Here is a 13,691-nt window from a genome sequence, read left to right on the forward strand (position 1 = left end):
AAACAACTTTTTACAATTTTATTTTTTTAGAATAGTGACTTCATTAAGTTATTGCAATCTTCATAAATTATAGACTAACAGAGCTTCCGACTGTTTTTAAGAGATAACTGAAGTCCAAGTTTTTTATGTAAATATTTTGTCTTCCTTCACATACTCTTTTTTGATACTTTCTAAAAGCATGTCTAAATTTACTTTGTAATCAGGATTATTTAATGCTATTGTTTTTAAACTCACATCCTGAATTATATTCATAATATTAGAGCCGGTTAGCTCATATCGTTTGGCAATTTGGTCTAAATTAATCCCTTCAAGCTGCAGTTGCACTGGTAAATTTTGTTGCCAAATACGCAGGCGCTCCTCATGTTTTGGATTATTAAATTTGATGCAGCTATGAAAACGTCGCGTAAAGGCTTTGTCCATATTATTTTTAAAATTGGATGCCAAAATAATAAGTCCTGAAAACGTTTCTATTCTCTGTAACAAATAAGAAACTTCCTGATTGGCATATTTATCATGAGCATCTTTTACAGAAGTTCGTTTTCCGAAAATAGCATCAGCTTCATCAAAAAACAGAATCCAGTTTTTATTTTCCGCTTTATCGAATAATTTTGCCAACTGTTTTTCTGTTTCCCCGATGTATTTTGAAACCAACATAGAAACATCAACCCTGAAAACAGGACGCTGAGTATATTTTCCTAAAAGACTCGCTGCAAGAGTTTTTCCGGTTCCCGGTTCTCCGTAAAACAGCACTCTGAAACCCGGTTTAAGTTTTTTCTGCATATCCCAATCTTCCATAAGAATTCGGCTGCTGTTGTACCAGGCTTCAATACTTTGAAGTTCGTCTAATGTAATTTGAGGAAGTATCAAATCATTCCAGGATCTACCGGTATGTAATAATTCTGCCGGAAAATCATTGCTCATTTTTGGTAATGATTCTACTCCTAAAACAATCGTATTAAAAGCTTCCTGATGAACACTTAATTGACCATTCATTGACACATACTCCTGAGCTGAACTTTGAAAAATAATGAGCTCTTCTTTCATTAAAACTGAGTCTGGATTGAAATAATCCAATGCCTTTAAACGTTCTGAAATACTTTCTCCACCTAAAACATATTGAACAGCCTGAATTGTCGGATAAAAAAGCCTTCCGTTATCATTGGTTGAACAATAATCAAACAGCGCACTACTTGGAAATTCTAAAAAAATACGTTTCAGCAGAGAAGGATCTAAACGAGGTAATAGAGCCATCAACAGAATAATAAGTTCCGGATGGGAAAGATTCTTCTTGGAAATATAATTGCCTAGCTGAAAACCTTCGTAATCACTTTTTTTTAAATCCGGTGCTTCATCAAAGTTTTCTGATGGATTGTTGATGCGCCATGTTATAACTTCTCCTAAATGAGTAAATAGTTTTTGTATCTGTTCTGGTTGCATTGGTTTTTGTTTGTTAGTATTTTTTGATGTTTTAGGAAAACAATTGTTTCTTGGATATTATTTTCAACATCCATTAAGTATCGTTAAATGATATTGGAAAGTATTAACGAAAGCTGCTGTTGCAGTTGTTTAAAAAAGTTTTTTTGTAGTAGAATTCCTACTTTTTAAAGAACAGTATTCTGTTTTTCACGGAACCGTTAGTTACTCTTGAAAATAGCAAATCATTATATTTCCACGTAGAAATTTTAATGTATATACACGAAAACTCCAATATTTTAAAAACAAGGTCTATATAGTTAGTTATTATAATTTCATTTTTTTTGTTATACCCATCAATGCTAACCTTCCGCCATCATTTGCATTAGAGCCATCAATCAAACTAACTTTTAAGAATAAATCGCTTATATACCCGTAATTAAGAGTAACAATAAAAGATAATTCTGAACAAAAAATTGTACAAATTCCATTTTTCACTCCAATATAAAGTTTGAAATTTTTATCTGTTTTCGGAGTATCTCCCATTAAAGATGTTCCATTTTCAATAAAGTTAGGTACCGATGAAAGTCTATTTACAGGTAAAGCAGTAACCCCCAAATCGATTACAGTATCATTAATAGTCTTGTCATATTGGCACAAACCAATACTAAATCTAGAAGGGTATCTTCCCCAAGACCAACCTGCATAGTTAAAAGATATTTCAACTCCTACACCTTCTGTTAATTCTTGTTCAGTAATAATAGGTTCAACAGATTTAAGAACAAAAGGCTGTTCATAAGCGGCTGTAGAATTCCCCGTAATAATAACATCAGGATTGCTACAAGTGTAGGTAAGATTAGGAATAGGCAGATTGTCTACATTTTCAGATAAAATTAAAATTTTATTGGTGTCTGGTATGGATGTTAAATTACTTGCAGCATTGTAAATAACAAAATAGTATTCCCCCTCATACCATGTTGAAAAATCTTCTGCGAATGTTACAATACCAGCTTGGCTTTGATATACTTGAAAATTGGTAATGGTTTTATACAGAGTATCATCAGCTTTTCTATATACATAAATTAAAGAGGCTGGTGGAAGAAACATATTAAGACCAATTAAGCTTACATACTGTACAAATGTTTTTGTTTTATCTATAATTGGGGGATTGATAAAATCTATTCTTGGCTGGTTAAGATTATAAGTTTCATTAGCTTTACGTTGTGCTATTCTCCACTCATCTTTTTGAGCATCTGTAGCTAAACTCATAGCTTTAATCATATCATTTGCATCAGTAAGGCCCAATTTTTCAATTTTATCAGCTCTGATTTTTCCGTCTTTAACGTAATCGGAAAGCATCATCGTCATTGCCGTAATCTGTTCTTTATTAAAAACACCTTTCGGCTGGCCTTTATCTACTAAGGCCATATTATCAGGAATATCACTGACGTTAAGTTTACTGTTTAATAATGATTCCAGTTTATCAACTTCTGAAATTGGAATTTTAGTGTTTTTGTGTCTAAAAGAAGAAAGCGTCTGTCGAAATTCTTCTTCTGTAGGTATATCGCCGGTTTGAAACCAACTTAATATTGTTTCTAAGTCTGTCATGTCTTGAAAATTTGGTATTTAAAATTGATAATTTGATGATGAAGCAAGAAGGGAAATAAGCTTCGAAAACTCTATTATACTATTGAGATTTGGTTAAGCTGAAATTTATTTTATCCTAAATAAAAGTAATTCATTACAGTTCTTGTACAGGTATCAATAATTTTCATTTACAAGTTTTTTCTTTAGGTCTGATAATCATATCAGTTTCCATTGCTACAGTTCCTCTGTAAGATGCCGGTAACTGGAGTATTTTGTTTTGATTTTACTGAAATTATTTTTATTTATTTTTTATAAATCGATAATTAATCGTCTCCTGCTTCTCCCCCATATCGCCAGTCTGAAACCAACTTAATATTGTTTCTAAATCTGTCATGTATTGAAAATTTTATTTTAATGAAAAAATGATGATTTGGATATGGATTACAGATTGAAACTACTATCTGTATTTGCTGTAATGATTTTGTTTTTTGAAATATTTCATCATTCACAGGAGAATCTTTTTACCGATTCATGAGATCATTGGTTAATTAAACACCAGTATAAATTTTAAATGTAGTTTTGTAATTTTATCTTGAAGAAGCATAATATTTATTGTTAAGGATTGTATTATGCCATGTATTTATGGTTGTAATTTATGTATTTTGCTGATAATCGCATTCTATTCTAATATTTCTGGTTTGTTTGGCTTCACCATTCCCCCCAACTTCCTTATTATCTTGTCCTGCCAATAACGTGGCCGTCATCAAAAACTGATCAATATCTGCATTATAGATCTTGCATTCTATATTCCGATCGATTTTCTGTAGATCTGCTGTAAAATAGAAATACAAACTATCCCCAATGTCATAATGATCTGTAATGATATCCTTAGCTGTGTATCCATTCGCCCAATAGTCTGCCTCTATCCTATATTGAATTGCTGCTTCTGTTTTATTAACGAACTTAATATTTGTATTTACGATGTTAATCTGCCGATCCACTTCAATCTTCCTTATATTACAGAAAAAGTCTACACCTTTATATGTTCCAAGTTCAAGCCCTTCAGGAATTGTAGGCAAATTATTTCCGAACATTCTATTAACAGAAACGGAATCTATATAAGAAATAAAGCGATAGTATTCGTTTGTTCCCAATCCTTCTGCTGGAAATTCTTTTGTTTTAATGCTAAAAGGTGTCTTACCAAAGATTTTTAACTTTCCAGTACTATTGGTGGTATCCATCAATTCTATCACTAAGTCTTCTGCATCCTGTGAGCTTATAACTATAGGAAATTTTTGATCTCCAACGTCATAAATATAGTATTGAATATCTCTACTATCCAAAGCTTCCAACCTATTCGCAATATTTACAATATCTCTATGACTAAAAGCATCATCTTTATGTCTTAAAGAATCTATCAGTTCTGCAAACTGAGTTTGTGTGGGATATTTTCCTGTTTTATAATAGGTTTTTAATTCTTCTCTTGTTGTTAATTTACTTTTTTCCATGGTATTAATGTTTTCACTTATGCTATTTTTACGACTATTGTTTAAACTTAAATCTCATTTTTTATTGTTTTAAGCTTCTTGTGCAGGTTAATAATTGGATATGAATGAGAATACTACAAATGAGAAATTGCTGGCCTTTGCTATGACGATTTTGTTTTCCGAATAGTAAAATGCTGTTTAGTAAAATCTTTTTTTACAGCTTTTTGGAGTATAATACCTTTTATAATTAGGAATCACATTATATCATACAGTACATTTCCTGGTTTATTGATAATCACATTCGATTCTAATATTTCTGATTTTCTCCACCAATTTGTCACCCCAGGCTTGAGTGTTATTTTCCATTGGTTTTAAGTGTACCGTCATCAAAAGTTCTTCATTATATGTATTAAAGACTTTACATTCTATAGACCGTTCAATATTCCGAAGATCAGCTCTAAAAATAAAATTAAGATAATCCGCTAAATTATAATGATCTGTCATCATATCTTTATTTGTGTAACTGCTACTCCAATAGCCTGAGTGTGCTTTATATTGAATCTCAACCTCTGTTTTATTAATAAATTGAATATCTGTATTTAAGATATATACTTGTTGACCCATGTCTTGTTTATAAACATTCAAGCCAGATTGTTCACCTTCTATCGTTCCAATTTCAAATCCATCTGGAATTGTAGGAAGATTATTTCCAAATATTCTTTGTAATTCTGAAGAAGAACCTGTAATGTTATCATAACTATAGTAATTCAAGGTATAATATTCATTACTTCCTAATATTTCTACAGGAAATTCTTTTGCTGTAATAATAAATGGGGCGTTACCAAATATTTTTTGTGTTTTAAACGCCCCTTCATTATTTCCCACCTCAATTACTAAATCGTCTGCATCATTCTGACTTATAACTATCGGAAATTTTAAATCTTCGATACCATAGGAATAGTATTCAATAGTTCTACTATCCAAAGTTTCTAACCTATTAGCAATATTTACGATGTCTTTATAACTTAGGGCATCGCCTTTATGCCTTAAAGAATCTATCAGTTCTGCAAACTGAATTTGTGTGGGATATTTACCTGTTTCAAAATAGGTTTTTAATTTCTCTCTTTCGGTTAATTTGTTTATTTCTTCCATAATATTTGTATTCTGTTTATTTCTAGAATCTAAATAACTCACTTATTATCTGAGGTTTAAATTTTTAAAAATCCATTGATTGCTCACTGAAAGTTACTTCAACTGAAAAATGGCTCGCTTTGGAAAACCTTACCCAATTGCTGTTGCAGCTGTCTTAAGAAAGTTTCCTCTCATCGGAATTCTACTTTTAAGAAGTCAATTTCACTTTTAAAAGAAATGATTGAAGTGTTATGAATAGTTATGATCTGACTTATGAAGTCGTCATACGATCTCCAGATAATTTATAGTAATAGGATTTGGTTGATTATTTAATGGTTCAAAATTCTTTCTTTTTTTCCTATTATAAAAGTTTTTTGACTTCACTATTCTGTAGTTGCAGTAGCTCCTGAAAATTTTAATCTGTAATTATGTGTAATTATTTTTAAAACATTTTGCTTATTATTTTTCTTATATATAATAGTTGCATTCAATTCTTATATTTCTGATTTCTTAAGTATTGACCACCATCCCAATAGGTACTGTTCTGTCCTGTCATCAGTGAAGTAGTGGATTAATGTTCATGTTTACAACATTGATTTGTTTTCCAAAATTTTATCTGAAAACTTGCATCGGCATTTTTTTCTCATTCAGCATTCCAAGCTCAAATCCTTGAATTGAAGGTTATTTCCAAACAGCCTGGTAATAGCCTTTTATTTTAAAGCTCAAAATTCACTCTTTTTTCTTTCTTATTAAAGCTTTTTATCTTCTAGATCCTGTAGTTGCAGTAACTAGAATAAACCGCCGAAGCAACTATTTGATCACGTTGGATATTTTATATATATTCACATTCATCCAAAAACAAAGGCTCGGATTATAAAAATCCGAGCCTTTGTTTTGACTTATATATTTTAACGAGAATCTTCCCTCGATATACTTAATCAAGCTTAAAGAAGAAAAAAGCCACCGCTACCCATTCTTTTTTAACTCCTCTCGCATAACCAATCGTACTATGGCTGCTGTTTTCGACCGTTCCATCATCTTTAATATAACCAATGGTGGAATGGCTGCTATTTTCTACCGTTCCATCTTTTTTAACATAACCAACGGTAGAATGACTCTTGTTTTCAATAGTGCCATCGCTTTTGATATAACCAATTGTTCTGTAGCTTTTGTTTTCTATCGTGCCATCAGTTTTGATATATCCTACTGTGGAATGACTGCTGTTTTCAATTGTTCCATCGCTTTTGATGTAACCTGTCGTATTATGACTTCCTGATTCAATAGTTTGAGCGCTTATGAAGGAAAAACTGAATAGAAGAGTGCAAATGAATAGTTTTTTTTTCATGGTTTACAATTTTGGAGTCGATTATTTTATACGGGTATTTTTTTAGTATTAGTTATATTTTACATTGTTGTCTAAAGATAATAAGTTTTATAACACAAAAACCTTTCTTTTTTCAAAAGTCAGAGTATATTTTCCTCATTCATTGTAAATGGTTTTGGAGAGATTTCATGTTTTTATAAAGATAAAAACTTTTTGAGAAAGTGTTTAGAAAAAAAGCCACACGAAAGGATTCGTGCGGCAGCGGGGGGAAACTTTTGAGTAGAAGGCTTGCTTGTTATGTAATTATAAAATATTGCTTTGTGGGGAATTTACTTTAAACTATCAAAATATCTAACTATTTCATCAGCACCAATATCCTTCGCTGAATCGTAAGCACTATAATTTTCAGGATTATCTCCAATAAAAGGATTAGATCCCGCTTCTATAAGTAATTTTATTAAATCAAGGTTAAGAGTATCTACAGCTTTAAATAATGCATCATTCCCATATTTGTCCTTTAGATTAACATTGGCACCTTTTTCTAATAACAATTTTACTATTTCCATATTCTTTCCATCAATTGCTGACATTAAAGGAGAATAATTTTTTTCAAACAAAGCATTAACATTTGCATCTCTATAAATTAAATACTTAATTATTTCATTTCTTTTATAATTAACCGCATGATTTAATGGTGTTCCACCAACCAAATCTATTTCAGTCTGATATTCATCAAGCGTTTTAATAACATCATTAATGTCTTTATCAGCCTGAATCATCGCTGCTAATTTTCTTTGTAATTCAATTTCCATAAATTATTATATTTTAATTTGTTATTTATTCCTGTCTGTGACTCATATTTTCTTTAGGGTCTTCAGGATGATAATTATTCTCATTATTATATTCTGATAAAAACTCTTCATAAGACTTGGCCCCCCGCTGCCGCACGATTGCATCGTGTGGTTACTATTATAAATCAAACATTCTAAAAACAAAAATATGATTAAAGCTCTTTAAAACTTACACCCAATCTAAAACTTATGAAATATAATCTTTCAGTATTGTAGAAATTATAATTACAACTCATCAATTATGTTTTCATAAAGATAAAAACTTTTAAGAAAGTCTGAAAAATAAAAATGCCACACGAAAGGATTCGTGCGGCAGCGGGGGGAAGCTTCTAAAAGATAGAAACTTCGCTATACCGTTTTTTAACTTATTTGTTTTTATTAGAAAGCCTCAAACTTTCAAATTTAGCAATGAAATTTTCCCATGTCCAATCGGGGAATATTTTTGGCATCTCTGTTTTGAAGGTTTCTGTTTCTACAGAACCGATACCTTCTCCATCCATATAATATAATAAAACTCGTTGCCAGTGATTGAATATGCGAGCTTCAAGTGCCATTTGAGTGTAGCCTTCATAGTCCAAATCTAAATTATTTAATTCATAATCGCTTACACTCATATAATACAATGATTCATATATGGTATCATCGGGCATTATAATAAATCCGACAAAAGACTCAGGAGTTGGATAATCTAGAGGATGAAAATATTTAAGTTCCTCATCTCCTTCACCATCATATAAGCCTGCATCAGCAAACAAATATTTACTAGAGGCAAATTCTAATTTTCCCCCTATCCCATTATCTTTATCACTCCACCATTCAAAACTGTAACCATCTGATTCATTTTTGTAAAAGTCTTCTATTCCTTTATGTACCGCATCCAATTGGCTGAGCTCTGGTAAATTGGTTTTTAAATTTCCTGGAGCTTTAAGATTAGTTCCTGCTACTCTTTTATTTTTTTTAGACTGCAGAATATAATGTACTAAATAAAGATTGAATTGATGTTCCATTATTTTAATTTTGTTTTACTTTTTTAGTTTTAGCTTATTACCATATTGCTTATTTTCAATCAAACCTGTCAGATACTCAATCATTATATCATCATTAGTAACCTCTGACAATTTAGGAATTATTTGTGAAAATCTGTTTAAATTAGAAACTAAATTTGCTGCTTTATGCATAATCGTAGCTTGAGCCAAATTTAAATTTGTGTTATCTTTTATTTCTTCCGGTGTACTATCTTTAACACTCACCTGTATCTGTCTATCACTATCAATTTTATAATTTTTCAGTTCTAAATCAACAGGATTGATAATCGAGTTTTTGTTAAGCAATTCTTTATCTTTTACATACTTACCACCTTCTTTTTTGAGATAACTCGATTTTAACGCTAAACCTTGTGGCACAAATTTTTCAGCATCACGTATCTTACGTATAATTTTTTTATCTCTTTCACTTTCAAAGCCCGCTTCTTCAAGTTGATCATCTGTAACATTCGGCACAGAACGTCCATAATTTACAGTTAAGAAATAGTCAACAATAGCTCCTCCCAAAACAGCCGTTTTTATAGGTTCTTCTGCCACACGCAAGTGGTTACTATTTCCTTTTTGTGACAATGGAGTCAAGTTAGTCAATATACCTTCCCCGTGCATGTGTTCATTTAGCAAATGCCCTCTTACATAATAAGCTCTCTTGCCTTCTTTTCTGTAAAATAAATCATCATATACATTATTAGTCTCTTCAGGGTCACTACCTTCAATTCCCTTTCTTGTAAGAGGAGAAGCTCCCATTGCTGTCGCCAAAACACCACCCCCTATACTCTTTGACATATGTTTGATAATAGAATCCGGAAGTCCGCCCTCTTTATCCGTACCAAAGAGTATCGCAACATGTTTAGAAAGATCTCTAGTCATTTTTGCAATATCCTCTTTTTTCTTTTGCTCATTTTCTTTAACTCCACCAGTTCTCTCTTTTTTACGTGCATCAATCTTTGCCGCTATAGATATGGCATTAGTTTTAGCATCTTTTGTATGATCATCTTCATTCCTAGGCTTTATACTTTCAATAAAGTCAGTAAATGAAGTAGGTGTACTTGCTACCATCAATACCGTTTGACCTCCTCTGTTTTGGAAATATAATGTATGTCTGTGATGATCTTCTCCTTCAAAAGGTATTTGAATATCATCCCAATCTTTATTAGGGTCATTTTCAATTTCTTTTGCTTTACTATCCTTAATAGCTTCCTTTTTGCTTCCAAAACCAATTTTCCCAAGTAGTTTTTTAGCCTTTCCTTTAATAAAATTCCAGAACTTCACAATCGCATTCTCAATACGCTGACGTATTTTTCGGATAACGCCCAATACTTTGTCTGCCAATCCGCCAATTCCTAATAAAGAAGCTAAAAAGCCAATCAGTACAGGAACCGCTCTTCCCAATGCATTTTCTATTGATTTGGCTACAGCGCCTACATTTCCGCTCGCAATTGCTTTGATACTATCGGTAAATGCTTTTACCAGTTCCATAATCTGCGCTGCACGCTGGATGAAGAATTTCACCACATCTATAATTGCCATTGCTGCTTTTATAAATGCGCCAACTGGAGTAAGCAATCCCATCACCCATTTGATTCCCGCCTGAATCACCTGCGTTTGAACAATATCCATAATGGCATCCATCACCGTTGTTTTAAGGTCGGCAAACTGATCTTTCAGATATTCCCAAAGTCCGGCTGCACCGTCTTTACGGACAACCTGTACGATTTCAAGACCTTTCTCGGAAGCGGTTTCAAGAACTTTCATGACAGGTTCACCTATTACTCTGGCTCCGATGGCTCTGATTCCACCCCATGTTAAACCAAGCACCTGCGAAGTAATGGAGAAAACTCCTTTTAATGAGAATACATCCTCCGGCATTGTTAAAGAAATACCTTTCATTGCCCCGGTTAACCATCCAAAGAAACCTGTTTTAAGGTGCGTCCAGATATTGGCTCCGAAATTGGTAAACCCTTGCGAAACTCCGGCAATAAGGTTTTTGAAGAATCCAATCGGATCCATAATAATCGCCTGAATTGCACTGATAACACCGGACAATAAATTGGTCAACGTATTTTTAATTTCGATAATAATAGCGAACACACTTGTTTTTAGCACATCAAGGGCTTTGTTTATTAATCCGCTGTTTTGTGCTTTAAGATCTGCAATTCGGGTATCAATACTTGCAATATTGTCGGCATATTTTTTAGCCAATACATCAATTAAGGCATCTTTTTTACTGTTTACGCTTTCTTCCAATGCATTGAATTTGCTTTGAATATCTGCAATAGCATCCTTCCCGATTTTCCTTAAGCTCGGAGATAAACTGTTAACATAAGTCTTTACATCTTTTTTGCCTTTGACAATTCTGGTTTTGGCAGCATTAAGCTGGGTGGTAACATGACCGGCAATTTTATCAATATGACCATCCATGATTTTAATGTACTGTTTTTTACCACTTTCAAAGTATTGATTGACTTCATCAGGTAAGCTGGTGAGTTTATCCCACAACCATGTTGCAGCTGTAACCAAAGCACCATGTTTTGCATACGCCTCTCCATAACGTCTGCGTTTATAAGCACTCATTTCTTTCTCAACATGATCTTCAAATCTTCTCTTAGCTTCCTTACTCCCATCATCAAATTGTTTTGCCACCGATGTATCCAAATTCTTTAAAATGTTGTTTACATCTGCTTTTGAGCTGACATAAATCCCATTAATATGATCGGCAATTTCTTTTCGTTTTTGGCTGTCTTTAGATGAAGTTTGTTTTTGATCACCATGTACATTGCCTAATCCACCTTTTCTTGCGCCATGCATCCCGCTAATATGATTTACTGCTTGTGCCTGTGCATCATTACGGGTTTTTGACAGCTCCTTCGCTTCATTGTCTCTAAACTGCTGAGTTGCTTCAATACTTTGCGTTTTTGCTTTATTCTTTTGGTCTAGAGCATCTGTAAATGATGGTTCATTGGAATTTTCCAACATCTTATCGGTTACTCCATTCGCTTTCATTTCGCTGTCGATACTTGCGGTTTGCTCCTTAATAGGTTGTTCTACGCTTGCCACAGTTCTTTTTACAGGCATCGCTTTAGCAGCATTTGGAGTAGAAGGAGCTTTACCAATATTCGGTGTCGGCATTTTTGCAGCTTTACGCTCAGGATGTGCTGTAATATCCGGTTTTGCTGCAGTTGCGGAAGCAATATCATATGCTGCGACATCCTTTTCCTTCTTCACGTCGCCGACTGCTTTTTGATTGACTTCGTTTATATTGTTGTGTTTTTCGAACTCATCCGCTTCCTTTTCATTGGCTGGAAGCTCAATATTATGTATTTTCTCACTCAACAAAGCTTTGAAATCTTCTTTTTTGAACATTCCTGCTTCTTTTGTACCCATGAAATTTACCTGGCTCGCCTGTGCCAAACTTTGGCGCTCGTTGCTTGGTGATGGAGCTGCAGCCTGCGCATCGTTTGTTGCTTTGCTTGATGGCTCATGCTGTCTTTGCTGCTTAGCCGTACTGCCAATTTTTCCGCTTAATGCCGTAAATTCAGGATTGCTATTTGCATTTGGTGATACTTTATCTTCAATATCTGCAGCTCCTGCTTTATCACTAATTAATTGAGCTTGATCCACATCTGCAACATCAGATTTCATCGGTATTCCTTTTTTGTGGGAAGGTTTTACATCAGGATTTGTTTCTTCAATCTTTTTACTTTGTTGACGAACCATTGCCTGCTCCTGCATCGTCTTTGGTAAATAAGTTCCCGATTTAAGATCATTATAATTCCGTGCCTGATCAACATTTAAGGTTGTCATATAGCCTTTTTCAATCTCTTTTGTCTCGGGATTATTGAGATCGCCAGTTTGTGTCAAACTCTCCTGGAGTTTTCCATAATTTTTTTCTGCTCCCTGTCCATAAATATTTTGTAAATCATGAGCACCCGCAATGGTACCACCATTAAGGTTTAAGTTACCATTAGGATTTACTGATCCGTTCAACATAGTCGGGTTGGTCGGTTTTTGCATTTGCATACCCACTTCTTCCTCAGATTGATGAACAACCACAGGCTCTTTCTCCTTTTGCTTTTTGAGCTGATTTTGGTGGGATTTATTGTCTATTTCTACAGGTTTTGCTGCTTTCATTGACTTGGTATTTTTTAAATTACATATTATTTTAAAAGGTATATAAAGCACAACTCGTCTTGTTGTGCTTTATATCTACCTGCTGAAGTGAAAATCAAACCGGGAACGGCAGATTTTTTTAAAAGAAATGAGTAATTAGAAGTGGTTATTCAACTAAGTGACAAGAAACAGGTAATGCTGAACCACTTGTAGTTTTTATTTCTCGTTTATTTGAGTTTTCAGGTTTTCAAGGTTTAAAATTCATTCTTTTTGAGGAGAATTACTTGTTTTTTGGATGATGGATTCTTTAGCTGCAGTAAAGAATTTCTCATAATCTATTTTTATTCGATTAGATCATCTTTCTTCTCATCGTCCTTATCAAAATGCCTTTCTGTTTTTACCCCATATCTGGTTTCAATAAAAAGACTCACCGATGTATCAATCCAGCTTGGAAGATTATTGGTGATCATTTTTAAAAACTTATCATAACCATAGCCCAGAACAAACAGTACTCCTGTAGAGTACCATTTGTCGTGCAGCTCAGCTCTGTTCATTAAATAGCTCATGGTAAAGCCTACAATTACCACAATCAGCAATGTGATAAAGTGTTCCCACGGCTGTTTTTTTTCTTTGTTCTGTATGGAAATAAGCACCCTTAGTAATCCACCCGAAAACGCTATTGCTGTTCCGATGAAGAGTGCTTTTATACTATCTAAATTCATTATTTATTATTTCCTGGTTAAAAGTT

The 13,691-nt window shown here is 33.3% G+C and carries 10 protein-coding genes; all 10 read right to left on the reverse strand.

Annotated features, from left to right (window positions below; all coding sequences use genetic code 11):
• Positions 1-123: 123 nt before the first annotated feature.
• The 10 genes from ACR1PN_RS07280 to ACR1PN_RS07325 all read right to left on the reverse strand — a co-directional run bounded on the left by ACR1PN_RS07280 (position 124) and on the right by ACR1PN_RS07325 (position 13,665).
• Complete coding sequence (locus ACR1PN_RS07280) at positions 124-1,437, reverse strand: ATP-binding protein (RefSeq protein ID WP_433979485.1); 1,314 nt, start codon at positions 1,435-1,437, stop codon at positions 124-126.
• A gap of 303 nt (positions 1,438-1,740) precedes the next feature.
• Positions 1,741-3,021: a hypothetical protein gene (locus tag ACR1PN_RS07285; protein ID WP_433979486.1), complete on the reverse strand. Its 1,281-nt coding sequence runs from the start codon at positions 3,019-3,021 to the stop codon at positions 1,741-1,743.
• A gap of 632 nt (positions 3,022-3,653) precedes the next feature.
• The gene (locus ACR1PN_RS07290) at positions 3,654-4,508 is read right to left on the reverse strand and encodes a hypothetical protein (protein ID WP_433979487.1); all 855 of its coding nucleotides are present in this window, start codon (positions 4,506-4,508) and stop codon (positions 3,654-3,656) included.
• Between the two features lie 264 nt (positions 4,509-4,772).
• A complete protein-coding gene (locus ACR1PN_RS07295) occupies positions 4,773-5,639 on the reverse strand; it encodes a hypothetical protein (RefSeq protein ID WP_433979488.1) in 867 nt (288 codons plus the stop codon).
• Between the two features lie 913 nt (positions 5,640-6,552).
• Positions 6,553-6,963 carry a 5-fold beta-flower protein gene (locus ACR1PN_RS07300; RefSeq protein ID WP_433979489.1) on the reverse strand — a complete coding sequence of 137 codons (411 nt, stop codon included), beginning with the start codon at positions 6,961-6,963 and terminating at the stop codon, positions 6,553-6,555.
• 308 nt (positions 6,964-7,271) lie between these two features.
• Positions 7,272-7,754, reverse strand: a complete 483-nt coding sequence (locus ACR1PN_RS07305; protein ID WP_433979490.1) for an ankyrin repeat domain-containing protein — start codon at positions 7,752-7,754, stop codon at positions 7,272-7,274.
• Between the two features lie 25 nt (positions 7,755-7,779).
• Positions 7,780-7,890 carry a GH-E family nuclease gene (locus tag ACR1PN_RS07310; protein WP_433979491.1) on the reverse strand — a complete coding sequence of 37 codons (111 nt, stop codon included), beginning with the start codon at positions 7,888-7,890 and terminating at the stop codon, positions 7,780-7,782.
• Between the two features lie 268 nt (positions 7,891-8,158).
• Positions 8,159-8,800 (reverse strand): hypothetical protein, encoded by a 642-nt coding sequence (locus tag ACR1PN_RS07315; protein WP_433979492.1) that lies wholly within the window; start codon positions 8,798-8,800, stop codon positions 8,159-8,161.
• 15 nt (positions 8,801-8,815) lie between these two features.
• Positions 8,816-12,964: a phage tail protein gene (locus ACR1PN_RS07320; protein ID WP_433979493.1), complete on the reverse strand. Its 4,149-nt coding sequence runs from the start codon at positions 12,962-12,964 to the stop codon at positions 8,816-8,818.
• A gap of 320 nt (positions 12,965-13,284) precedes the next feature.
• Positions 13,285-13,665 (reverse strand): hypothetical protein, encoded by a 381-nt coding sequence (locus ACR1PN_RS07325; RefSeq protein WP_433979494.1) that lies wholly within the window; start codon positions 13,663-13,665, stop codon positions 13,285-13,287.
• Positions 13,666-13,691 lie beyond the last annotated feature (26 nt).

Origin of the sequence: Chryseobacterium sp. RLHN22, assembly GCF_051011795.1 — a bacterium.
In the GTDB taxonomy this organism is placed as follows: domain Bacteria; phylum Bacteroidota; class Bacteroidia; order Flavobacteriales; family Weeksellaceae; genus Chryseobacterium; species Chryseobacterium zhengzhouense.

Bases quoted from the DNA above. Each gene is read 5' to 3' on its own strand.
- ACR1PN_RS07295 (WP_433979488.1), bottom strand. From the start codon at position 5,639: ATGGAAGAAATAAACAAATTAACCGAAAGAGAGAAATTAAAAACCTAT.
- ACR1PN_RS07325 (WP_433979494.1), bottom strand. From the start codon at position 13,665: ATGAATTTAGATAGTATAAAAGCACTCTTCATCGGAACAGCAATAGCG.
- ACR1PN_RS07285 (WP_433979486.1), bottom strand. From the start codon at position 3,021: ATGACAGACTTAGAAACAATATTAAGTTGGTTTCAAACCGGCGATATA.
- ACR1PN_RS07280 (WP_433979485.1), bottom strand. From the start codon at position 1,437: ATGCAACCAGAACAGATACAAAAACTATTTACTCATTTAGGAGAAGTT.
- ACR1PN_RS07290 (WP_433979487.1), bottom strand. From the start codon at position 4,508: ATGGAAAAAAGTAAATTAACAACAAGAGAAGAATTAAAAACCTATTAT.
- ACR1PN_RS07315 (WP_433979492.1), bottom strand. From the start codon at position 8,800: ATGGAACATCAATTCAATCTTTATTTAGTACATTATATTCTGCAGTCT.
- ACR1PN_RS07320 (WP_433979493.1), bottom strand. From the start codon at position 12,964: ATGAAAGCAGCAAAACCTGTAGAAATAGACAATAAATCCCACCAAAAT.
- ACR1PN_RS07300 (WP_433979489.1), bottom strand. From the start codon at position 6,963: ATGAAAAAAAAACTATTCATTTGCACTCTTCTATTCAGTTTTTCCTTC.
- ACR1PN_RS07305 (WP_433979490.1), bottom strand. From the start codon at position 7,754: ATGGAAATTGAATTACAAAGAAAATTAGCAGCGATGATTCAGGCTGAT.